Annotated in this window: 20 protein-coding genes and 1 tRNA gene; 9 read left to right on the top strand and 12 right to left on the bottom strand. The window is 37.9% G+C overall.

The window, feature by feature from the left end:
- Positions 1–159 precede the first annotated feature (159 nt).
- Positions 160–1,266 carry a glycine-rich domain-containing protein gene (locus PQ456_RS12585; RefSeq protein ID WP_273612596.1) on the top strand — a complete coding sequence of 369 codons (1,107 nt, stop codon included), beginning with the start codon at positions 160–162 and terminating at the stop codon, positions 1,264–1,266.
- Positions 1,267–1,395: 129 nt separating this feature from the next.
- On the top strand, positions 1,396–2,631 hold the full coding sequence (locus PQ456_RS12590; protein ID WP_273612597.1) for an MFS transporter: 1,236 nt from the start codon (positions 1,396–1,398) through the stop codon (positions 2,629–2,631).
- Positions 2,632–2,775: 144 nt separating this feature from the next.
- Here the strand turns inward: PQ456_RS12590 and PQ456_RS12595 are convergent, their stop codons facing one another.
- From PQ456_RS12595 to PQ456_RS12605, 3 genes are all read right to left on the bottom strand, one after another.
- Positions 2,776–4,077 carry an extracellular solute-binding protein gene (locus tag PQ456_RS12595; protein WP_273612598.1) on the bottom strand — a complete coding sequence of 434 codons (1,302 nt, stop codon included), beginning with the start codon at positions 4,075–4,077 and terminating at the stop codon, positions 2,776–2,778.
- 154 nt (positions 4,078–4,231) lie between these two features.
- Positions 4,232–5,884 carry a response regulator gene (locus PQ456_RS12600; RefSeq protein ID WP_273612599.1) on the bottom strand — a complete coding sequence of 551 codons (1,653 nt, stop codon included), beginning with the start codon at positions 5,882–5,884 and terminating at the stop codon, positions 4,232–4,234.
- Between the two features lies 1 nt (position 5,885).
- The gene (locus PQ456_RS12605) at positions 5,886–7,793 is read right to left on the bottom strand and encodes a sensor histidine kinase (protein ID WP_337957854.1); all 1,908 of its coding nucleotides are present in this window, start codon (positions 7,791–7,793) and stop codon (positions 5,886–5,888) included.
- Positions 7,794–7,943: 150 nt separating this feature from the next.
- Between PQ456_RS12605 and PQ456_RS12610 the strand changes: the two genes are divergently transcribed.
- Together PQ456_RS12610 and PQ456_RS12615 are read left to right on the top strand one after the other, a co-directional pair.
- A complete protein-coding gene (locus PQ456_RS12610) occupies positions 7,944–8,828 on the top strand; it encodes a carbohydrate ABC transporter permease (RefSeq protein WP_273612600.1) in 885 nt (294 codons plus the stop codon).
- Entirely contained in the window at positions 8,828–9,658 is an 831-nt protein-coding gene (locus PQ456_RS12615; protein WP_273612601.1) for a carbohydrate ABC transporter permease, read from the top strand. Before PQ456_RS12610 ends, PQ456_RS12615 begins: the two co-directional genes overlap by 1 nt.
- A gap of 62 nt (positions 9,659–9,720) precedes the next feature.
- Here PQ456_RS12615 and PQ456_RS12620 read toward each other — a convergent pair whose 3' ends face one another.
- The 4 genes from PQ456_RS12620 to PQ456_RS12635 form a co-directional block, all read right to left on the bottom strand.
- Entirely contained in the window at positions 9,721–10,533 is an 813-nt protein-coding gene (locus PQ456_RS12620) for a sulfotransferase family protein (protein WP_273612602.1), read from the bottom strand.
- A 142-nt stretch (positions 10,534–10,675) separates the two neighbouring features.
- Positions 10,676–11,638, bottom strand: coding sequence for an ABC transporter substrate-binding protein (locus PQ456_RS12625; protein ID WP_273612603.1), 963 nt, complete (start codon positions 11,636–11,638; stop codon positions 10,676–10,678).
- A 194-nt stretch (positions 11,639–11,832) separates the two neighbouring features.
- Positions 11,833–13,338, bottom strand: a complete 1,506-nt coding sequence (locus tag PQ456_RS12630) for a TROVE domain-containing protein (protein ID WP_273612604.1) — start codon at positions 13,336–13,338, stop codon at positions 11,833–11,835.
- A 273-nt stretch (positions 13,339–13,611) separates the two neighbouring features.
- Positions 13,612–13,676, bottom strand: a tRNA-OTHER gene (locus tag PQ456_RS12635).
- Positions 13,677–13,867: 191 nt separating this feature from the next.
- On the opposite strand from PQ456_RS12635, the gene PQ456_RS12640 reads away from it, so the two are divergent.
- Both PQ456_RS12640 and PQ456_RS12645 read left to right on the top strand, forming a co-directional pair.
- Positions 13,868–15,181 (top strand): helix-turn-helix transcriptional regulator, encoded by a 1,314-nt coding sequence (locus PQ456_RS12640; protein ID WP_273612605.1) that lies wholly within the window; start codon positions 13,868–13,870, stop codon positions 15,179–15,181.
- Positions 15,156–15,965 carry a WYL domain-containing protein gene (locus tag PQ456_RS12645; RefSeq protein ID WP_273612606.1) on the top strand — a complete coding sequence of 270 codons (810 nt, stop codon included), beginning with the start codon at positions 15,156–15,158 and terminating at the stop codon, positions 15,963–15,965. The genes PQ456_RS12640 and PQ456_RS12645 overlap by 26 nt, the downstream gene beginning before the upstream one ends.
- A gap of 107 nt (positions 15,966–16,072) precedes the next feature.
- Here PQ456_RS12645 and PQ456_RS12650 read toward each other — a convergent pair whose 3' ends face one another.
- Positions 16,073–17,077: a hypothetical protein gene (locus PQ456_RS12650; RefSeq protein ID WP_273612607.1), complete on the bottom strand. Its 1,005-nt coding sequence runs from the start codon at positions 17,075–17,077 to the stop codon at positions 16,073–16,075.
- A gap of 269 nt (positions 17,078–17,346) precedes the next feature.
- Between PQ456_RS12650 and PQ456_RS12655 the strand changes: the two genes are divergently transcribed.
- Both PQ456_RS12655 and PQ456_RS12660 read left to right on the top strand, forming a co-directional pair.
- Entirely contained in the window at positions 17,347–17,526 is a 180-nt protein-coding gene (locus tag PQ456_RS12655) for a hypothetical protein (protein ID WP_273612608.1), read from the top strand.
- A gap of 20 nt (positions 17,527–17,546) precedes the next feature.
- A complete protein-coding gene (locus tag PQ456_RS12660; protein WP_273612609.1) occupies positions 17,547–17,810 on the top strand; it encodes a hypothetical protein in 264 nt (87 codons plus the stop codon).
- A gap of 23 nt (positions 17,811–17,833) precedes the next feature.
- Here PQ456_RS12660 and PQ456_RS12665 read toward each other — a convergent pair whose 3' ends face one another.
- The 3 genes from PQ456_RS12665 to PQ456_RS12675 all read right to left on the bottom strand — a co-directional run bounded on the left by PQ456_RS12665 (position 17,834) and on the right by PQ456_RS12675 (position 19,054).
- Positions 17,834–18,121, bottom strand: a complete 288-nt coding sequence (locus PQ456_RS12665) for a hypothetical protein (protein WP_273612610.1) — start codon at positions 18,119–18,121, stop codon at positions 17,834–17,836.
- Between the two features lie 25 nt (positions 18,122–18,146).
- On the bottom strand, positions 18,147–18,455 hold the full coding sequence (locus PQ456_RS12670; RefSeq protein ID WP_273612611.1) for a hypothetical protein: 309 nt from the start codon (positions 18,453–18,455) through the stop codon (positions 18,147–18,149).
- Between the two features lie 155 nt (positions 18,456–18,610).
- Complete coding sequence (locus PQ456_RS12675) at positions 18,611–19,054, bottom strand: YybH family protein (protein WP_273612612.1); 444 nt, start codon at positions 19,052–19,054, stop codon at positions 18,611–18,613.
- A 151-nt stretch (positions 19,055–19,205) separates the two neighbouring features.
- On the opposite strand from PQ456_RS12675, the gene PQ456_RS12680 reads away from it, so the two are divergent.
- On the top strand, positions 19,206–20,099 hold the full coding sequence (locus PQ456_RS12680) for an AraC family transcriptional regulator (RefSeq protein ID WP_273612613.1): 894 nt from the start codon (positions 19,206–19,208) through the stop codon (positions 20,097–20,099).
- A gap of 82 nt (positions 20,100–20,181) precedes the next feature.
- Here PQ456_RS12680 and PQ456_RS12685 read toward each other — a convergent pair whose 3' ends face one another.
- Complete coding sequence (locus PQ456_RS12685) at positions 20,182–22,944, bottom strand: PAS domain-containing hybrid sensor histidine kinase/response regulator (protein WP_273612614.1); 2,763 nt, start codon at positions 22,942–22,944, stop codon at positions 20,182–20,184.
- Between the last annotated feature and the right edge of the window lie 17 nt (positions 22,945–22,961).

Here is a 22,961-nt window from a genome sequence, read left to right on the forward strand (position 1 = left end):
GGACTCTAACATTCTAATTAGCTATTATTTTATTCATTTAGCGATAATACTAGGTATCTGTCTGCTTAACTGTAATGCAAAAATGATTTTCGTATAGAGATCGTTTTCTACAAAATAACTTTATAATCGGCTGATTGTAAAAGACAGGAGTGGTTGTAAATGTCCTTTGATCTTTTATTATTAATAGCTTTTATTATTGTGTTTATTGTTATGTTCCGTAGAATCGCTCGTAGACATCAAGGCGATTCTTGGTCAATCAAAGCGAATCAGCGCTTTTTCCGGTCTGCTGTTGCGGCACCGACATCGATTGTGCCTGCTGGTCATCCTTGTGTACCGTTAGTTCTTAGATTAGAAAATGCTTTGCCTGCTGATTATGCTCATCAATTAAGACAACGTGTGATGACAGAACATCCTGATATGACAGAGGAAGAATGGAATTGGCGCTGGGTCGAAATGCGTCGCTACTTTTTGATCTGTGCGCTTTTCAATCAAATGCCGATGTTCAGCAGTAAAGTCGATGATATCTGGCATGAAATGTTGATGTTTACGCGTGAGTATCAGCAGTTCTGTGATCGTTTTTTTGGATATATGTTGCATCATTCTCCACATGGACAATCAGTATCACAGCCGGATCAATGCGCTTTATTTGACTGGGCGTACTCGCAACTGTTCCCAATTACTCGTCCTAACTCTAGATTGTGGAATGGATTTTTCAATTATCCGTTGGCACTTTCAACGATGAATAACTTATATTCTTTTAATGAGTATCGTATCGATCATAGTCTGTTTAACCGTCATACATTTAACCATATTCCTGAAGCCAAAACAGCCATTTTATATTTGAGCAAACAATTTCAGGATCACAATAAACAAGCATTGCAAAAAACACCACCGGCGCGGTATAACAAACAAAGTAAACATCATACCTACGATAACGGAAATTATACTTCGCCAAGTGATAATTATGGTCTGGGTCTGTCCGGTTGTGCTGCTGTATATTATTCGCAAAATGATGTACAACACTTCTGTCCGGCAGTTAATCAGTATTTGCCAGCAGATGTGCAGACGTTGCAATCGTATAATGCTAGTTCTTCTTGTGGTACAGGGTATATGTCTACAGACTCTGGTTCAGGACGATCAGGGCATCACAGTCATGGAAGCGATTCTTATGATTCTTCTCACAGTCATAGCGGAAACGATTCAAGCAGTAGTTCTTGCAGTAGTGATAGTTCTGGAAGTAGTTGTGGCGGTGGCGGAGGAGATTAATTATATTGATCTTGGGTGTGAGCCATACGTTGCATACAGACTTGGTCTGTATCTTTATTTGTGAGAGCGCTTTATAAAACATTTGTAGAAAATAAAAAATAAACAGATGATATGGTGGAGGATTATTGTATGGCTCGTTCTTTTTTTTCACGCTTGGAAGGCAACAGCCGCGGCTGTCTTGCCTTTGAACCTTTTTTTCTCATCCCTTATAGTATGTTTGCTACGTATGCGACATTATATATGTATCAACTAGGCATCAGTGAAACCAATATTGGTTGGATCACGACAATCAGTCTGGTATTTCAAGTATTTTCTTCATTTATTAGCGGTTATTTGACAGATCGTATGGGGCGCAAAAAAGCACTGCTCTATTTCGATATTTTTAGTTGGAGTGTAGCCACCCTCGTATGGGCGGTATCGCAAAACTTTTGGTTTTTCCTTGTCGCTGCAATTATTAATGGATTTCAGCGAGTTCCTGCGACTTCTTTTTATTGCTTGCTCGTCGAAGATACGAAACCTCAAGATCGAACATACATTTTTACATTACTTCAGATTATCGGTGTAATTGGCGGGTTGTTTGCTCCTTTGGGTGGTCTGTTGGTATATGAATATGGATTAGTTCCAGGAATGCGAATTATGTACGTCATCGCTTTTGTGTTAATGACTTTTCAATTTATTGGTCGCCATCTAACTACACGTGAGACAGAGATGGGTTATCGCAAAATGAAAGAAACACGTGAACTTGGGCTCAAGCAAAGCCTTGTCGACTACAGTGGTGCGATTCATGATATTTTGCAAAGTAAAGGATTGTTATTGATTTTTAGCGTATATATTTTGTTTAACTTTCAGACGACACTGAAAACGACATATCTTTCTCTATATCTAGCGGATTATTTACATATTGATGATGGCATTATCTCGCTCGTCCCTGCTATTTCGTCATTGATTATGTTGCTTACTTTATGGTTATTGACTCCGCGTATACCGGAAGGTGCTGTGTATCGGTCAATGATGGCTGGTTTTGCATTGTCTGTTGTTTCCAATATTATGCTTGTCTTCGGCCCTGTGCACAGTCTACTCTGGATTGGAATCAGTACGATTCTAGCAGCCGTTGGTATGATGATCAGCTCGCCTTATCTAGAAACGGCTGTAGCGAATGCGATTGATGATGAAAAGCGTGCCAAAATTTTCTCTATGTTGTCTGTATTGATTCTACTTTTCACTTCACCTGCTGGCATTATCGGTGGTTGGGCATATACACTTGATCCACGCATTCCGATTTGGCTCATTACCGGTGCTTTTGTCGGTTCGTATTTGTTAATTTTAATGTATCGTCAAAGTGTTAAACGTATACGTGCAGTATAAATATGTATTACAAAGGGATTTGATTAGATATATAAAATATCTTTTTGCTACCACGTATTAATCATCCCTTATTCTCAACTCAAAAAGCATCTTCTCCTCTGCATATTAATAACAGAGAAAGAAGATGCTTTTTTTCAATCTATATCACTGAGCTGATCCTAACTGAATCCATGCTTGTTGAATTTCTTCGACAGCTTGATCTTTAGTTTTGCTTTTACCGATATAGGCTTGCATGATCTCGCCGAATTTCTGGTGGAATGTATCTAATGAGTAGTTAACAGATAGATCGCCAGATTTTTCGGTTTTTAAGATTTCTTCCATTTCTTTAGGCATTTGCAAGTCTGGAAGTGGAGCGTCTTTGATCGGTGGAATGACTTTTGCTACTTGAGAGAACCAGTTTTTACCGTAATCTGATGTATACAACCAGTTGAAGAACTCAATTGTTTCTTTCGCTACAGGAGATTCCACGTTAATTCGCAACGCTTGATCTGCGCCTGTAATAATCATCGATTGATCGGCTTTATCACTCACAGGGTAACCCATGATTCCCATTTTGAAATCAGGATTGATCTTGATAATTGCTTCTTCATCCCAAGCCCCTTTACCTGTCATCATAGCAGCTTTACCAGAAGCAAAATCACTCACTTCTGCATTGCTATCACGTTCTAACGGCTTGTCTGTGCCATATTGTACGGTTGTATCGATAAAAGCAAAGAAGTTATTGTATAGTGCAGGATATTCTTTAATCGTTGTTTCACCTGCGATAAATTTGTTCACCAAGTCTTTGGAACTCATACCTGCATCAATTGCGGCTGCATCTACATAATGTTGGAAAATATGTTTCCATACCCACCACTCTTTGTAAGCGTTCGCAAAAGGTTTGATTCCTTTAGCTTCTAGCTTTTTGATGGCTTCATCCATTTCAGCAATCGTTTTAGGCGGTTCGGTAATGCCTGCTTTGGCAAATAACTCTTTATTATAAATCAGTGCAAATAGATTCCCTTTAACTGGTAAGCCTAATACTTTACCATCTGTAGAAGTCATATTCGTGCGCACAGCATCTGTCATAGCTGCTGCTAGCGGTTCATTGGTCAAGTCTGCGCTGTAATCAGCATACGTATCAATATCTCCTCCTGCTGTAGTCTGGAACACATCCGGTGTACTTCCAGCAGCGATCCGAGATTTGAGAATTGTATTGTAATCAGCCTGCATAATTTCAAGATTAATCGTGACATTCGGTTTTACTTTTTTGTATTCTTCGATATAAGCATTGAATGCATCTGTGTATTCTGGAGAAGCGGTAAACATATTGATTGTTACAGCACCATCTGTACTTCCACCTGAAGAAGCGCCCTTGTCTGTTGTATCTGTACTGTTACCACAAGCTGCTAACATGGATAAGCTCAGCACAAGCGTAATGGGTAAGACCATCATCTTTTTGAACATGTATATGCCCCCATATTTCAAATTAGTCAGCCCCAAGCATCGATCAACCAATGCCTCTGCTATACTGTATAGTCTTATTCTATTGAAACTCGGTTCAGATAAAAATGTAGATAAGTAATCTATTAAGGGTAAAAAAGTGAATTTATGAATACGCTTACTTATTTGATATTGCTGATCGTTGCGCTCTATATTCAGAAGGCGATAATTGATAATAATTACGAAAAGCTTTGCTAAAATAATTTTTATCTTTATACCCTAGCATCTCTGAAATTTCCTGTATTTTGAGTCCTTCTTCATTCAGTAATGTTTTGGCTTTGTCCATTCGCAGTTGCTGTACATATTCATGAATCCCCATCTGATACTCTTGCTTAAATAACTTCATCAGGTATTCACGACTAAGATAATATTTATCGGTGAACATCGAAATTTTGATTTCTTCAAAGTAATGCTGATCGATATAAGCTCGAATATCACTGATATGAAAAGATTGGCGACTCCCTCCTGATTTCCGTACCATTTCTGCATAATACGTAATAATATCATGTACATGTTGCTCCCACTGCGCAATATTCATCATATCCAGAGTATGAATCTGTATTCGTTCTTTTCTGGCATTCGTAATAGCTGAGTCATCTGCTAATAATCGCTGATCTAATTCTCTGGTGATCTCATACAGTTGCCCTTCAAAATCATGCAGACTGTATTCAGCCATATGCATACTCAGATAAGGAGACTGCTTAATCATCGCGATCAACTCATCTGCTATGCGGTGGATTTGTGGGAAATGTCCATTTTCAAGTAACGTACGTATCTGAGGCATGCGTGAGCAGAGACTATGAGATTCTGCGATAGCATTACGCTGTTCGTAAGGGATAATCATTGAGCGATTCAGCTCCAGGATATTCATTTGCTCAATCATATGTTTGCCTTGCTCATACGCTGTCGCTAATTGTTGAATATCATTCGAAGGTGTGCCTGATCCTGCTATAATATAGAGATCTAATAAATGCTCTAAAGTCTGAATCAAGCTTCGTACCCGTTGTTGTACAGCAAAACCAAGTTCTTGTGGATAACGATGCCTTGCATGATAGACCAGAATCATTTCACGTTCTAAGCGCTGATTAGCAAAACAAAAATATTGAATATCATCTTCTGTACATTCATTCAGCACATTAGCGATAGCAAAGTATAACAGACTGGTATCTCCATAAAAGCGCTGACGGCGCACTTGCTCTATATTAAGAATACGTAAAACAACAGCTCCATGATAACAAGTATCATCTTCTGCTCCAATCATAGCGAGCATATCTTCATTGCCTTGCTTTTTGAATCGTTTGTCGATCAACGATTGATAGATATTTTCTTTTAATTTAGGTAAAGACACATGCAGTGCACGATGTTGTTGAATCTTCTGCTGATGCTGTTGCTGACGTTCTTGTAATAGATGAACCGCTTTGCGTAATGTATCGTTTAATTCATGTCGATTAACAGGTTTGAGCAAATAATCTAATACGTTCGAGCGAATCGCTTGATGTGTATATTCGAAATCGTTATATCCACTAATCACAATGGTCAGCATATCAGGATATTCCTGCTTCACTTTTTTCAAAAATTCAACACCGTTCATTCCTGGCATCTTCATATCGACCATAATAAGATCAATATGATGTTCGCGTAAAATAGACAATCCTTCTTGCCCATTGATTGCTTCATAGATCTCACTAATCTTCAGATTGTCCCATTCCCCTAGAATACGAATCGCTTCACGCAACGGTTCTTCATCATCCAGAATTAAAATGTGATACATATTACTTTCCCCCTTGTGGTATATGCATACTTAATTCGGTACCTGTCTTATCACTAGCAATCAGTAAACCCGCTTGTTCACCATATAAAATTTGTAATCGGGTATGCAGATTTTGGAGTCCAATATGGCTGCCTTCACGTTCAATAAATGTTTGTTTAAATGATGCCAATACCTGCTCCAACCGATCTGGCGAAATACCGGGTCCATTATCGCGTACAGTAATCAACACATCTTGATCTGTTAAATGGGCTGTAATTGTAATCATAACCGGCTCGGATACTTGTTCGACTGCATGTTTAATTGAATTTTCGACCAAAGATTGAATCGATAATTTGGGGATAGGTAATTGAAGTAACGAATCATCCCAATGAACTGTCATCTGTAAACGACTGCCGAAGCGTGCTTTTTGCAATGATAGATAACGTTCTATATGTTTGAGTTCTTCGCTTGCCATGACAATGTCTTTGCCACCGATACAATAACGAAGCGTCTGCGCTAGATTATCAACCATATCCGCTATATCCAGTCTGCCACTACGCAGTGCTTTGGTTGAAATTGCTTGTAACGCATTATACAGAAAATGAGGATTAAGCTCTGCTTCAAGCGCTTTCAAAATCGCATTTTGCTCGACTAATTTCATTCGATAACGCTCATTGATTAATTCATTGGTATTGCGCACCATATCGTTAAAATGTTTGGTGAGATGAGCAATCTCGTCTTGTCCTTTTACAGTGGCTTCAATCTCAAATTCTCCACTGCTAAATCGGTTCATTTGCTTGGACAAATGCCCCAAAGGTCGAGTGATTTCATTCGCTAATACAGTCACCAGTGCAAATGAAATTAGCAAAAATCCTGTACCGATCAAGTAACTGAGATTACGAGTAGTATTAGCCACTTCATAAATCTGGCTATATAAAATAGGCTTCATTAATGTCCATTGATTAGAAGTCGATGTATTGTACATGACCATATACCGCTGCTGATCTATCGTCCATGTTAAAGGATCACTGGTCTGGTATTGCAATTGCTTGATCAGTCCACTTGCTAACATAGATTGATAAAAAAGAGGATCGTCTACGTAAAAAGGAATATGATTGGCATCAGTAAAAATAAGATGTTCACCTGCATCTATCGAAGTATCTTGCAAAATCGTATCTCTCGCAGAAGGATTGACATAGAAGGTTAAAATCGCTTGTGGTTGACGAGAAGCGATAGAGCGTAATACACGATGATATGCCATAAAACTATCAGACTGAGCCAAATGACTGTTATCTGCTGGAGTCAAAGCTAGGGATTGAAAGTATTGATTATCGGTTCGATGAAGCACTGTGTTATACCACGGTTGATTGGCAATATCTTGATCATATCCTGAACGAGAAGCAATATTGTATGATTCACGACTAACCGAATAATACTTCTGTTCTTGCACAATATATAGAGAAATACCATCCAGATCACTGCGACCAAAATACAATCGTCGTAAATAATTTTCCAGATACATACGTGAAGCATACTCTTGCTTCTCATTCATAATCGCATGAATCAGATCATCATATTGTAGTTGTGGCAAAGAATATTGAGCGATTCCATCCATATAATCTTGTAAATTGCGATTGACGAGCAGTAGATTATTCGCTGTACTCTCAATACTATGCTTAACTGATTCTTTGCGAATCATTTGATAAGAGATCACAGTCAATGAAGTAACCACCAAAATAATAATAGATGTGAATAAGATCACTAGCTTATACAACAAGCGACTGGATAAGACATGCCAGATCGCTGTTATTTTTAACTTTGTAACCTTTACATATCTACCAAAATAGGGATGTTTCGTGACCGGCAGACGATTCCCCTTTCTCCCCATTTGCTGTTCATCTCCTGTAATGATATTTCTTTTGCTGTTCACCTTTTTACCCTTAACTGTTTTCTTAAATCCATTTTGAAGAGCGTAACGCCATTCTATAATACAAGTATCAGAAAAAGCTATACATTTTATGTAACCGCTTTATTCTAGAATATGATATCGGATATTATTTTCGGGAAAGAGGTATAACTAATGAAAATGGGGCGAAAATGGTCTGATCGATTGCAATTTGGCATATTTACTTTACCGGTGCTGATCTGTATTGCGGTTGCTTTTTATATTCCATTTGTAATGACTGTACGTTATTCATTGACCAAATGGAATGGAATCGCCAAGCATCCTAAATTTGTAGGACTGGATAATTTCCATCAAATTTTTACAGGGGATGCGAATTTCAGTAGCGCGGCATGGTTCACGATCAAATATATGGTGCTGTATATTGTACTGGTCAATGTGCTGGCGATTGTACTGGCATTGATTTTGGATATGAAGTTACGGTCTACTACATGGTTACGGGCGGCATTTTTTGTCCCTTATATTCTGAGCCTCGTTATTGTGGGCTTTATCTGGAAATTTATTTTTATGCAAGGATTTGAATCGCTGGGAGCCACTACAGGCTGGGGGATATTTGCGATGAGCTGGTTAGGTGAACCCGGGCTTGCTTTTATCTCGATTCTAGGTGTGTCGATCTGGCAATCGGTTGGATTTTATATGGTGATCTATATCGCAGGATTGCAGGCTGTACCTGAAGATCTCAAAGAAGCCGCTACGGTTGATGGTGCAGGCGCATTTCGCAAATTTTTCAGTATTACTTTACCTCTACTCGCTCCATCGATTACGATCTCGGTCTTTATGGCGCTTACGAACTCAATCAAAGTGTTCGATGTGATTCTTTCACTTACCGGTGGTGGACCGGGTGGAACAACCTATAGTGTCGCTTATGATATTTATCGTGATACGTTCCAGAACAACTTATACGGCTATGGAACTGCCAAAGCACTTGTGTTATTTATAGCGGTACTTGTAATTACATTTATTCAACTTGGTATCTTCAAACGCAGGGAGGTTGAAGCCTGATGACATCCGCCAAAACAGGTCGCTTGATTCTAGAAATAGTGATGATCATTCTGTCGCTTTTGTTTTTATATCCGCTTATTCTGGCGATTATTAACTCTTTTAAAAGCTTTTCCGAAGTGATGAGTGATGTGATTGCGATGCCCCAACAGTTTAATTTTGATAACTATGCGTACGTATGGAAATATATCAATTATCCGCGTTTATTTATCAATAATACGATTATTACTTTGATTGGTCTGATTGGGATTATTTTATTTTCATCCGTTGCGGCTTACAAATTATCTCGTACCCAGTCCAAGTGGAGCAATATGATCTATCTGCTCTGTATTATACCGATGTTAATCCCATTTCAATCGATTATGTTAACGGTATTGCAATTAGCTAAAAATCTTCATTTGTCAGATAGCACATGGGGATTAGGCATTTTGTATTGGGGATTCGGTGCACCACTAGCGGTATTTATTTATCATGGATTTGTGAAAGGGATCCCACGGGAAATAGATGAGAGTGCTACCATCGATGGCGCTTCTGGCTTCAAATTATTTTTCTTAGTTATCTTCCCTCTGCTTCAATCGGTAACTACAACGATCATTATTATTGATGTAATGTGGATCTGGAATGACTTTCTATTGCCATTATTGATGGTAAATGGTTCACCTGCCACCAAAACATTAACGCTTGCCGCTTATACATTTGTCGGGCAGTATACCTCCGATTGGCAATATGCGATGACGGCTATGGTCATGGCGGTTATGCCTTCGATTATCGTATTTGTTCTGTTGCAAAAGTATATTGTTAGAGGGGTTGTAGCTGGTGCTGTAAAAGGCTAATATCTTTTCTATACCAAATAAAGAAAGAGTATTCCATAAGTTATTATACGGAATACTCTTTTTTACCAGGGATAAGAAACATTTAAATACTCAAACAATCTTTCATTGTACGGTTTAAAATGTTGCTGAAGAGTATGACGAATAGCTTCATTCTCTTTATCATCATAACCACCTTCATGTAAATGCTCATACTGTTCGAGTTGAACATCAGGAAGTCCTAAAAACCGGGTGACTTTTTGATACGTTTGTTCAGGATTAGTAAATAATTCTTCACTATTTATAAAGCACATCTGATCCATAGAAAACCATTTTAACCAACGACGAATTTGTTCTATATATTGTCCTCGGCGTACATACGAGTAGCTTGCTAGATCACCATTATGATAATTAGAGTCTGCCATCATTTGTAAATAAATTAATTCAGTTCGTTCCAATTCTGATGCTACTGCTTCTTCAAAAGATAAATTTTCTATTCCACGTCTTACCATCATTTGATAATGAGAATACGCACGATCTATAGGATTACGTAATAAGATAATAAGTTTGACGTCTGGTAGCATATGATATACACGCTTAGGGGCTTGAGGATGAAATAAATAATAAGGTGTAGCTTCACCAGTTATACTTTCTGTAAATTTGAGATAAGGAAAATGTGATTGATACCATTCTACTCCATTTCGCCATTGTTCATCAAAATAATGAACTTCTTTTACGATAGCGGGTTCAATCTGAGGATGCTGAATCAAATAATGATATAAAGAGGTAGTACCTGCTTTTTGTGCTCCTATAATTAGAAAAGAAGGTAGCGTATATTGGTTATCATTAGTTACAATATGACCTTCTCTAAACAAAGGAACTTTACCAGTAAAACCCACTTATTTTTCCTCCTCAATATATATAAATTGTACCGTCTAAAAATATCTTTAACTGTAATAGTATTATAATACAAAAAAGCTACACTCAACAGGGTTCTGTCAAGTATAGCTTTTGTTGCTGTGACTAGCTCAATCAATTCAATTATTGGCTTTTCACTTTACCATTGATAAAGTCCAATGCATTTTGTCCAATTTTTTCAGCAGGTGTGATGCCACGGAATCGAGTCCAGATATCACGATCTACCATAAAGACTTGGTTGTTTTTAGCAGCTTTCAAGTTTTTCCAGACTGGTGTTTCTTTCCACTTATTCGTGATCGCTTCAGAATCATCCGTTGCTATAAAGATCACATCTGGATCAAGCGTAGTAAGTGTCTCTAAGCTTAGCTCTACATAAGGTTCGTCAGTATTAGAGATAGCATTTTGGAAGCCCATTTCTGTCATGACCTGACCTGCATAAGAATCAGATGTATGTACATCAAATCCGTCTTTACGTGCAACTCCGATTAATACTTTTTTACTTCCCATCGCTTCTACTTGTTTTTTGAGATCAGCCATTATTTGATCATGCTGTTTGACACGTGCTTCTGCTTCTTTTTCTTTACCCACAGCTTTGGCAATGACTTTGAAATCATCAATACTTTCAGCATAAGAACCTTTACGGCTATTCAATACAATCGTAGGTGCGATCTGATCCAATTGATCTTTAATTTTGGTATGGCGATCGCTGTCTGCAATAATTAGATCAGGCGAAGCTTCAGTAATCTTTTCCAAATCAGGGGTCTCGCGTTTGCCTAAAGGCATATATTCAAATGCTTTACCTGCTAATTTGGTCATCGCTTCTGGCTTATCATCATCAGCAATCCCTACAGGTGTTATCCCAAGTGCCAATAGATCGTCTGCAAATGACCATTCCAGTGCAACGACTTTTTGTGCTGGCGCTGGCAAAGTCGTTGTACCGACTGTATCTTGAATTGTAATCGCGTTGGCGGTATTCGTACTGGTCGTAGCCGCTTGATTAGCTGTGCTTGTATTGCCACACCCTGCTAGAATCGCTGTTAATGCACCCACCGTCAAAATCGTTTTGTTTAGCTTTTTAAGTATCATGTTCCTGTCTCCTTCATATCCGTATCATTATCTTTTTTATTTTTATGATAATGATAATTATTCTCAACGTTTGCTATTATAATACGTTGTTCCTTTAAAGTAAACCTGTAATGTAAATTGATGAAACAACGCAGAAAATTCCCCTCTTCTATTGTAACAATACAAAAGGGGAACAAATCTTATTTTATAGAGTATTACAGGTCTTTTTCTAGATCGATCTGTTCTACTTCATGTTGCATATGATGGAATCCTTTAAGCGTTTGGGAGATAAAAGAAAGCACAGTATCACTCCAACCGTAAATATAAAACGTTTGACGATCTTTAGGTGGAACCATAGCAGTCTGATATGGAGCAATATCTACAATAAATGCTTTTGTGTGAAGGTTTATTTTTTGGCGATACTTTTGCAGTTCACTATAAAAAGCACTACCCGTGTTTTGCTGTTCATCTGTAATCATAATAATCTGATCTACTTTTTCTTTGATATCTGTTAACTGCTTAACAGGAGCTCCTGTATTGGTTCCTCCATATGCTTTTACCTGTCTGGCTTGACCCATAATGCTATCACGACGTGAAGGCTTGGCATCATGTACAGTTGTATTAAATAACCAGAATAAAGAATTCCCTTTAGTTTTTTTGTACAATGCATACGCAAATACAGCACCTGTCTGTAAATACTCACCATTCATCGAACCTGAAATATCTAAAAATATAGCTGTTCTTCCCGGTAGATCAGGTAAGTTATCAAACGATAAATCTACTGCTTCGCTTAACGTATCTCGTAATTCAGGATGCTTTACTTCATTGTAGGCTTTGGCAAATTGAAAAGGTAAAATCTTGGCTTTACGTAATGCTTCTACATCTGTTAAGCGTTGCTGTATATATTGCAAATGCTCGGGATGATCCAATACATCATGACAATGTAGCGTATTTAGATGACGTAACAATGCAAATACAGGCATCTGGTACAATAAATGTACCCAGACTTTAGGTGTGGGTGTAATGACACTTGTGACAATTTCATAGGGTAGCTTGCCTTTTTGAATCTGCTTGATACGATCTTTATCAGTGGTTACCTTTTTGAGTTTTTCCATTGCTTCGATCTGTGGAATCAATGCAAGATTTGTCTCATGTCCTCGCAGATAGCGGAATAATGCTTGTTGCTTAACATCTATAGGGATAGGATGAGAAGTCACAATAGCATCGCTCAGATTGAATCCACGACCACGACCGTTATATTTTAACGCCCAGTATTCAGAAGTGCGATTTAGAAATAAAGCAACTTGACGCTTCACTGCACGTCCACCCTGTCCACGACCGATACTTTCCAAAATAGTCAAAAATTCAGTTAGATCTGAAGGAATACGTACAACTTGTGCAAAAATACGGGCGAACAGTTGAGGACTAACTTTAGACAAGATTGCTAAGCCATAAAGCGGTTGTATTCTCATATATCCTTGATTACGTGCAAATACCAATGCTTTTGCCATAAATTCAGGATCAAGTTCACTCATTTCTTGATGTAGTACTGTAGCTTCGATTAATAGCTCACGATTGTTAGCATATACCGTATTTCCTAAAGTATTCGTTAACAATGTTTGTAAATAACGTTCTTGCAGATTGCGCTCATATGCCGGATAGACTGCTCGGTTTAACATTTGTGGTATTGCTTGTTGAAAAATATCTTTTGCCTGGCTCATTCTGTTCGCCTCCTTATAAAGTATGATATGTAACCGAGGAAGTAAGCTGAAAAGGTGTAAAATACGTCTCTACCATTGAGATATTCCGCCATATAGCGGAATCCGGATTCGAACCGGCAACCGTACGCCATGAATGCGAAGTAACCCTTTCAAGCGCCTCGACTATTTATGTGCTTATCTATGTTCCTATACATCTACTATTAAAAAGTATATCCGAAGAAAAAGGTGAAAAGGTACGTGTACCGCTCTACCTCTGAGCTATTCCGCTATATACAGCGGAAGCTGGACTCGAACCAGCGACCTGTCGATTAAGAGTCGAAGTAACCCTTTCGAACGCCTCGGATATACGATGAACTAACGTAAGCGTTATGCTTGTGTTGCTCTCTCTTTGATGAATTCATCTTCTCATGTTATCGTTCTAGCGAACAGGGCAAAAGTATGGCGACTTGTATAGAATAATAAAAAGCTTGATTTCATAGAGAACCTGTACAACACTAACATATAGAAATAAATGCTTGGAGGAACACAAATGGCTAAAGAAAGTTTTGATAAAGAAATTCAATATCTACGCATGTTAGCTTTGACAGGTAATGCGTATAATCGACAACAATTTGCTGGTAGATTGGGCATTTCTATACATACTTTTGATAAAACAATTCGTAAATTACGCGAAGTTAATGGAGAGCAAGATCTAAACGATCTATTTCGTTATAGCTATGTTGATTCCGCTGAACCTACCCTACTGTTTCTATACCGAGCCAAATCGATCAAAGAATCAGAAAGTCAGCGTTTGCCTATGATTTTGACTGCTTTAAAACAGCAAACAATGACTGCTACCCAGCTATTAGCCTATTGTGATGAGCAACTGATCGATAGTGATACTGTTCCACCGGATGAGAAAACGATTCGTTCGGATCTGCGATATTTAGAAGAGATCGGTGTGATTTGTCGTGAACCTGGCACTCGTCCATATCACTATCGCCTTAATAATGATCTAACCGATTGTCTCACTCAAGCGGAATTGATCGAATTGTATGAATTTGTAGATATTATGGCAAATACACAGATTCCTTCAGTACAAGGATATTTACTACGTGATAATCTCAAAAAAGCACTTCAAGCTACGATACCTGCTGAACAATGGGATCAGCGATTAATTGAACCGTTTCATTATAAATATCATTATGATGCTCGTATTCTGGATGAAGCACACCTATATACATTGCTTCAGATGATTCGTGCACGGCGACAAATATCGTTTCAATACTTTTCTACTAAAGTCAAAAATAATTACAGTGCGCGCCAGACCAATCCTTTATTTACCGATGAAAATACGGTTGTGCACCGGCATATCGTGTTGCCCCTACAAGTCGTCTATGATCATCAATACGGTCGTTGGTATCTGCTTGGCGTTAATCCCAAAGGACAAATCGTTAAATTTCGTATGAGCGGTATGATTGATATTGTAGAAGAAAAGCAACAATCTGAAGAACATGTTGCAAAGTATTTGGCAAAGTTACAACGTAAAACGCAATATAGCTGGTTAGTCGATACGGGAGATACGATTACAGTGCAAGCACGCTTTTACAAAGCAGATCCATTACCAACAGACTTTATTCGTGAGCGTGTCGTATTACAAGGACAATGGGGACAAATTACAGATGAGAACGATGAATGGTTTATATATGAGATCCAAGTGAATGGATATATCGAGATTAGACCATGGCTACGTAGCTTTGGTTCGAGCTGTGAAGTACTGGCTCCCGCAGAATTACGTCAGTCGTTGATCGATGAATGGAAGGAGATTCAAGCTTATTATGAATCTGTTCGAGAAGATTTTTAGTTATCAATTAACATCAGTCTTAGAAGAACATGGAACGTATACGTTAACCACTCAAGAACGGATATGGCTCAAAACGATGTTAGATCATCCTATTGCTGGTGAAGCATTATCTGCTGACCTGATTGCCAAAATCATAGATTGTATATCAGAAGAGCAACAACTTCTTTTTCAGCCTGCATTGGTCGAAAAAGCAGGTAGTCATCAATATCATATGTATCATACGTTAATTCAGCCTTTACGAAAAAGTATCCGTCAACAAGAATGTGTATCTATCCAGTATGAGAACAAACATGGACAAGTCACAGGAATGCAACCTGCGGTTCCCTGGCGTTTAGAATTTTCTATGGTCAAGCGTGAATGGTATCTAATCTGGTACAATTTGCGTTCTCAAGTAGCGATGACTACAAGATTGATACGGATTACCCAAATTGAAGATCTGCCTGCTATCGAGAGCACCCAATACAATCAGATTCAGCAATATATGGAGCAGAAAGCAACAGCGAATCAGCATCAAGCTTTAATCCAAATTCTCCCTCAATACAATATAGAACTCAGTCGTATTTTGCATGCTTTCTCATGCTTTGAGAAACAAGTGGAATTCAGTGAAGATACACAGACCTACCGCATCCATCTTGTATTTGATGGTAGTGAAACACATTATGTCCTTAGCAAGTTACGCTCACTCGGTAAGCGTGTTGTTGTACTTGAAAATAATTATCTGCAATGGCGATTATTCGATGCGTCTACCAAAGCTTTATCTAGGTACGGTATAGATCAGATCTAACAATAGTAGCAATCCACTCATCTTCTATTTACACAAAAATATACAAAAAGGAAGCCTGATTATACATATCGGCTTCCTTTTGTTTTATAGAAGATTGTGACGATACATTAGTTGGTATCTTTATAAATCGAGGTGCTATCCCAATCCCGATGTACATACGAGATAGGATTATCAATTGTTCCGTACCATTTGTTGTTTTTAAAATCGCTAGACTCTGGATATTGTGTCCATGGATACGCTTGGTCTTGATAAAATAAAGACACTTGTACATTATCATAACGTTGGTTCATCGTGCGACCTTCAATATTTGTACCATCAAAAGCTTTTTTAGCAATTGAAGTAACTTTCTTCACTGAAGTGGATTGAGCATCACTATCGGTAAATTTAGTCGGAGCAATCGTTACTTGCGTTCCACCTACGACCATATACGCATTGTAATACGTATCCGATGTTGCTGTTTTGGCTAGATAAAATTGTACGCTGTTGATACGGTTACCATCATACTTCTGGTAAGCAGAATCGGCATAATAAAAACCATTGGAACGAATATACGGCAACCATCTAAATGTACCTGTCTGATACGCATAACCTGCTTCAATAGAAGCATTATCAGAATCAAATCCATAATACACCCATGGTTGCTCGCCTGCACCTAGACCACTTACTTTAGGAAGAGTGATATCTGATGTAATACTGTCAAAGCCAGAGTATGCTAATTGCTTACGTTCAAAAGCTCCGGTTGTGCCTCCATTTACATCTTTAACCGCAGGCCCATTGCCACTGATGGGTGGACTGGGTTGATCGCCAACACGCGAAGCTTCCAGATCATCATCTTTTTTAGCTGCTCCTAAATAACCACGTTTGGAACTATACACCTGACCATCTTCACTCATATACAAGTAATCGGCATTTTCAAGCTTTTGTACTTCTTTGGATGCACTTGTATCATTACTGGAATGAGTCGTAGTCTGATCCATCACCACTTGCTTTTGTTTTTCAAAAAAAGCATTATCCACTTTCAATGGATCAGCAGAAGCTGTATGTACAGCTGTGAGCGATGCTCCTAGCATGAGCATAATGCTCACCGTTCGTAATGTTTTTACTTTTTTCATGCGTACATTCCTCTCTGTTGTGTAAATATAGCTGACTGCCTTCATGTCTCACTATCATGAGTAACCAAAAAAAGACACATAGCGTTCATTGTTACGTGACTATTCTATAAGAAAACGAGTCAGATAGCAAAAATCGCCTTTTTCATGTTACATAATCTATGAAATTAAATCTCTTATGCTAGCTATAACGTTATATTTTAGTAATGATTCTCTTTTTTTGATAATATTAGATTATTGTAGGTACTTGATGATGTAAGGAGGACGAATATATGTTGCTACAACGTAAAGTAATTGGGTTCATTTTAGCAGGTGTATGCTTGATTCTTCTGGGAATGTACAGCAAAAATATATTTGCTTATGCTCCAACTATAGGGTGGTTAGGTGGTTTGTTATGTATGATGGTTGCTACTTTTTTTGTATTAAATAAACCTTCCACATCTTCTAAATAATACGAAATGGAGTATTGACGATGAAGCGACTATTTAAGATTATTTTTATCACTTGTCCTATTGTAGCGGTGATTTGTTTGCTATTGAGATTAGTTTATCCGCAAGCTATTGGGTTACTGGCTTTAGCAGCTTTTGCCTACTTCGTGCTTACATTAACACAAGTCATCGAATTTTCTACGATCAATCCGCAAAAGTATCCTAAGTTTCATCGAATTTTAGCTGTTCTTGGATGTTTGGTTTGTTTAGCAGCATTGGTTTATATCGGTTTTATTTATAACCAATAATACTTAGATCGCTACATAATATTTCATTTTATAGAACTTAGCACATTACTATACCATTTCGCAGTAAATGGCATACCTAAACCTATGCCAAGACTAGCACCTGCAACTACTGCTATCACTAGCTTAGGAGTACCGATTACAAAATACGAGTTATGATAACTGGATGTAGAGGTGCTTTGGATAGTCGCCTCACTTTGTCTTGATCCTATTGTAAACACACTACCTAACAATCCAATGACTGCTACACTCCCAATAGCATTTCGAAGCCATTTCATTTTATGACTATGATGATTTGAAGAATGAATGTTCATTGACTTCCCTTCTTTCTACTTATAATTATTCTGCTAGATTAAAATAATCATCTTCTACATGATGATACTTGGTTAGTAGTGCATATCCTGACACGCTTTTCAGTTTTTTAAGAAGGATAGGTAAATCTTCAATTCCATATGTACCTACAGCAATGGTTATAAAACTATACGGTTGCTCTGCAATATAAATATCTGCTTGTGTAGTAGGCTTTACTTTAACCAGATGCACATGTTCTTCTCCTAATGTAATCGCATATGATTGATCTATCAGCAACCCTATTTCCACATACTTAGCATATTGTTCACCTTGTGGTATTACAATAATTTTTTTCACCGTTTTCCACCTCTACAGTATATTTTAATATTTATTGTATTAAAATAACATATATGGATTCAGCAAGTGGTACGCTATAACGCATCATAGCTAGAAAAAGAACTCTCCTAATAAATAAGAGAGTTCTTTTTAATATGCTATCTAGCATCTTTCTTTTAAAACGAATTCGGTCTCGATACAATTCCTGGATGTTGGACGAAAGACCAGTGAGCATTGACTGTACGCCACTTGCCATTAATTTGGCGAAAAACTGCTGTTGAGTTCCAAAAATTCTGAAGCTGTTCTTCTCCATGTTCTCCTGCTACAAAATTACGTAAATTGTAACTCAGTACAGCGAGATCACCAGCTTCGCTAATAGCTACATCTGGATCAATATATTCGCTTCGGATTATATTCGGATTTTTATAGTGTGCCAAAATATGCTTTTCTACAGCTTCTTTACCCACGAGAAGTTTTTCAGTAATTGGATCAAAGTAACTGATGTCGTCACTATAACTATCCAAGTAACCGTGGCAATCCCCCTGATTCCAACGCTCATTATTTGCGCGCTCGATATTCATGACAATTTCAGCAATTTCGTTATGGTTCATCGTATTCATTTTTCAAACTCCTTTTTTGTGTTATATTGATAAGATGCTATATGATCATTTTAGGTAATTTATAATACGAAATAAAGGCTATATAAGGACTAAAAAAGATATAAAATGGACATTCTATTTTTTCTCTTCTCACTGAAAGGAAAGATATACTATGAATTTCAAACTGAATAGTGATGCCAAAATAGAACCTTTAGGATATAAGCCGCCGTCACCTTATTCATACGATTTAGAAATTTTCAGTTTTTCCGAATTGAAAAAGCGTACACTTGAAGGAAGAATGTACATTACGTATAGATATAAATTCTATATGCTTATTTGTGTAACTCAAGGCGAATGTACTCAATGGATTAATTTTGAACCGGTTTTATGTAAATCAGGAACTTTACTTGTGGTCTCTCCTAATCAAGTCCATAACTTTGGAAAAGATGAAGATTGGGAAGGTTGGATTATTTTATTTCGTTCTGAGTTTCTGATCCCTATGACTTCAACTTTAAATGAGCACAAGCTAGCTTTTGATATTGAAAGACTACCCAAAGTGCTAACACTAACGAAGACAGAATTGGCACGAGCTGTTCATTCGATTACTAGAATGACAGCAGACTCTCTGATCCCAGAACCAACTGAAGATGTCCATATGTTATTACGTTATCAACTGTATGCTTTAATGACATGGCTTCATATTTTGCACAAAAATGCTCATTCTATGACATATACTCAATTGTCACCACGTTTTATTCATTTCCACAAGCTTGTTGAGATACATTTTACTGAATGGAGTCATGTTAGCGAGTATGCTCACTATTTAAATTGTACTGAAAAAACGTTAACAAGAGCTACCATAGAAGCAACCGGCATCACTGCCAAAGCTTTTATTTCTGCTCGAATGATCTTGGAAGCAAAACGATTACTTGTGCATACCGATCAATCTATTAGCCAAATTGCAGAACACCTTAACTTTAAGGAACCAACCCATTTTAGTAAATTTTTCAAAAGAGAAACAGGATGTACTGCTTCCGATTTTCGAGAACAAACCTTTGAATGGTAACTATCCAAAAGCTTACTTTGCATACAAAATAGTCAACAAAAAAACTCTCTAGCATTAAGAGAGTTTCTTTGTTGTGATATTATTATTTTCTATCGTTAGCATGATTGCGAATATACTCTGACCACTTCTCTAACTGTGCTTCAATATCAGTAATACGCAGTGGCTTAGAAACAAAATCTTGCATCCCACTTTCCATGCACAATAACTGTTCTTCTTTACGAGCAAATGCAGTAACAGCCACAATAATCGGTGTAGGCTTGTGACGATGTTGTTGACGAATACGACGGGTGGCTTCCAGACCATCCATAATCGGCATATTCACATCCATAAAGACCAGATCATATGACTTGCGATTGGTCGCTTCGACAGCGGCCGCACCATTTTCTACAAGATCTGCTTGATATCCTCGTTTACTTAAAATGGTTAGCAGTACTTTTTGGTTGGTTGCATTATCTTCAGCTACCAATATACGCAACGGGCCATATAATGAACTAGGAACAGATGGTGTAACAGGTAACAACTGTTCTGCTGCTGGAATTTCGGGATAATCGGCTGCATTCAGTGTGAGGGTAAATGCAAAAGTCGCTCCACGATTGCTATTACTTTCTACCCGAATAGAACCGCCCATTAACTCAATAATCTTTTTGCAAATCGATAATCCAAGCCCTGTTCCACCATATCTGCGATTGGTCGCTGTACCGATCTGGGAGAACGGTTGAAATAACTTCGCTTGTTGATCTTCTGGTATACCATGCCCTGTATCTTGCACAGAGAATTCGATAACAATAGATTGAGCATTATTTTGTGGCTTCAAGTGAGCCGAAATAAGAACTCCACCGTTATCTGTGAATTTGACTGCATTGCCGACCAGATTAATAAGAACTTGTCGCAATCGATCTTCGTCTCCTATCAGATAGGAAGGCAATCTAGGATCGATATGCGTATTAATAAATAGTTTCTTTTCTTGTACAGGCATCGCAAAAATATCGGTCACCTGATCTAACAAATGCTGAATACTTACTTCACTGTATTCCAGTTCCATACGCCCAGCTTCGATTTTACTAAAATCCAGTAATTCATTTAGAATTTTAAGTAATGCATTATTACTATCCATAATAATCTCTGCATATTCACGTTGTTCTTGCGTTTCTAACGTATCAAATAATAGCTCAATCATGCCGATCATCCCGTTCATAGGCGTACGCAATTCATGGCTAATAATCGCTAAAAATTCCGATTTGGCGCGGTCTGCTTGTTCGGCAACTTCACGAGCTCGTATAACTTCATTTTCTTCAGTACGATCTTGAAATACGATAACAGCCCCTACACGTTCCCCATTATCTATAATAGGGGTTACACGATAAGACGCAAGGAAGCTTGAATTATCTTGTCGCCACAGTACTGCTTCTTCCCGATAAAGCGGTTGCCCGTCTGAAAGAGAACGTAGAATCGGTGTATCTCCTGCTAGTGATGGGCTACCATCTGGCTCACTTTGCTCGATTTGCTTCAAGTGATACTCATTCATCATAGCATCCACATCATAGCCTAACATCGCTGATCCAGCCGGATTAATAAATGTGGTATTACCTTCCAGATCGACTCCAAATATCCCTTCAGATACCGAGTTCAGAATAAGCTCTTGTTGATTGCTTAGATTTTTGATTTTAGCTAGATAATGATTACGTTCTGTAATATCGTTAATAATCCCGTAGACACCTACGACTTCATTTTCCACATAGATCGGTACATTGGTAACATGTACTTCAATAATATGACCATCTTTGTGAAAAGTACGTATTTCGTATGTCTGTGTCTCGCCTTTTTTGGCTAACTCAAAATGATAGTTGGTTTTAGCGAGATCATCAGGATGAGCAACAGGTTCAAAAGGTTTATTTCTCAAATCCTCATTTGTATAACCTAAAAGTTCTTCCATGCTTTTATTCATAGACAGATAGGTTCCATCCATACTTAATGCGTTAATACCGATAGGATTATGTTCAAATAAAGATTTATAGCGACTTTCACTTTCACGCATTCTTTTCTCTTGTTCGCGTCGTTCGGTAATATCCCGTGACACAGCTACTACATATTCAAATTCCCCTTGGTCGGTATACGTATAACGACAAGTCGTTTCAGACCACATATACGTTCCATCTTTGCGCCGGAACCGAAAAATTACTGCTTCTGGATCAACTTGAACCTGTTGCACAGAGATTAAGTAGTCTCGTACTTTCTCTACGTCTTCTTCATGTACATAGCTAAGCCCATCTTTGCCTAACATTTCTTCAGGCTCATAACCTAATAATGTTTTACAAGCCGGCGAAGCATATAAATACTCAAGATTGTCTGATGCTTTATGACGTGAAATAAAGTCCGAGGTGTGATTGGTAATCAGACGCATTTGCCATTCATTTTGTTGTAATTGTTCTTCAATTAATTTACGTTCAGTAATATCCCGGGTGACTGCTAATACCTCAATTTCTTTGCCATACTCATCATAGACATAACGGCAGACAGACTCCGCCCAGAAATAAGAGCCATCTTTACGCAAAATACGATATGCCGCTGTAGCATAATGGCTAATAATCAAGCTCATATTGATATGCTCTATTACTTGTTCTACATCATCAGGATGAATATAACTAAATCCACTGGTACCTTTTAACTCTTCAGGCAGGTAGCCCATCATTTCATAAGCTACATTAGACATAGAAATATATGTCGATCCTTTGTCTATACGATGACGACTGATTAAGTCATTAGAATAATTAATAATATTGTGGTAATGCTTTTCATTTGATAATAGTCTTTCATATTCTTCTGTGCTTATCGTTACTTCGCTCATATCTTTCTAACGCTCCC

The organism is Paenibacillus kyungheensis (genome assembly GCF_028606985.1).
GTDB classification, from domain to species: domain Bacteria; phylum Bacillota; class Bacilli; order Paenibacillales; family Paenibacillaceae; genus Saccharibacillus; species Saccharibacillus kyungheensis.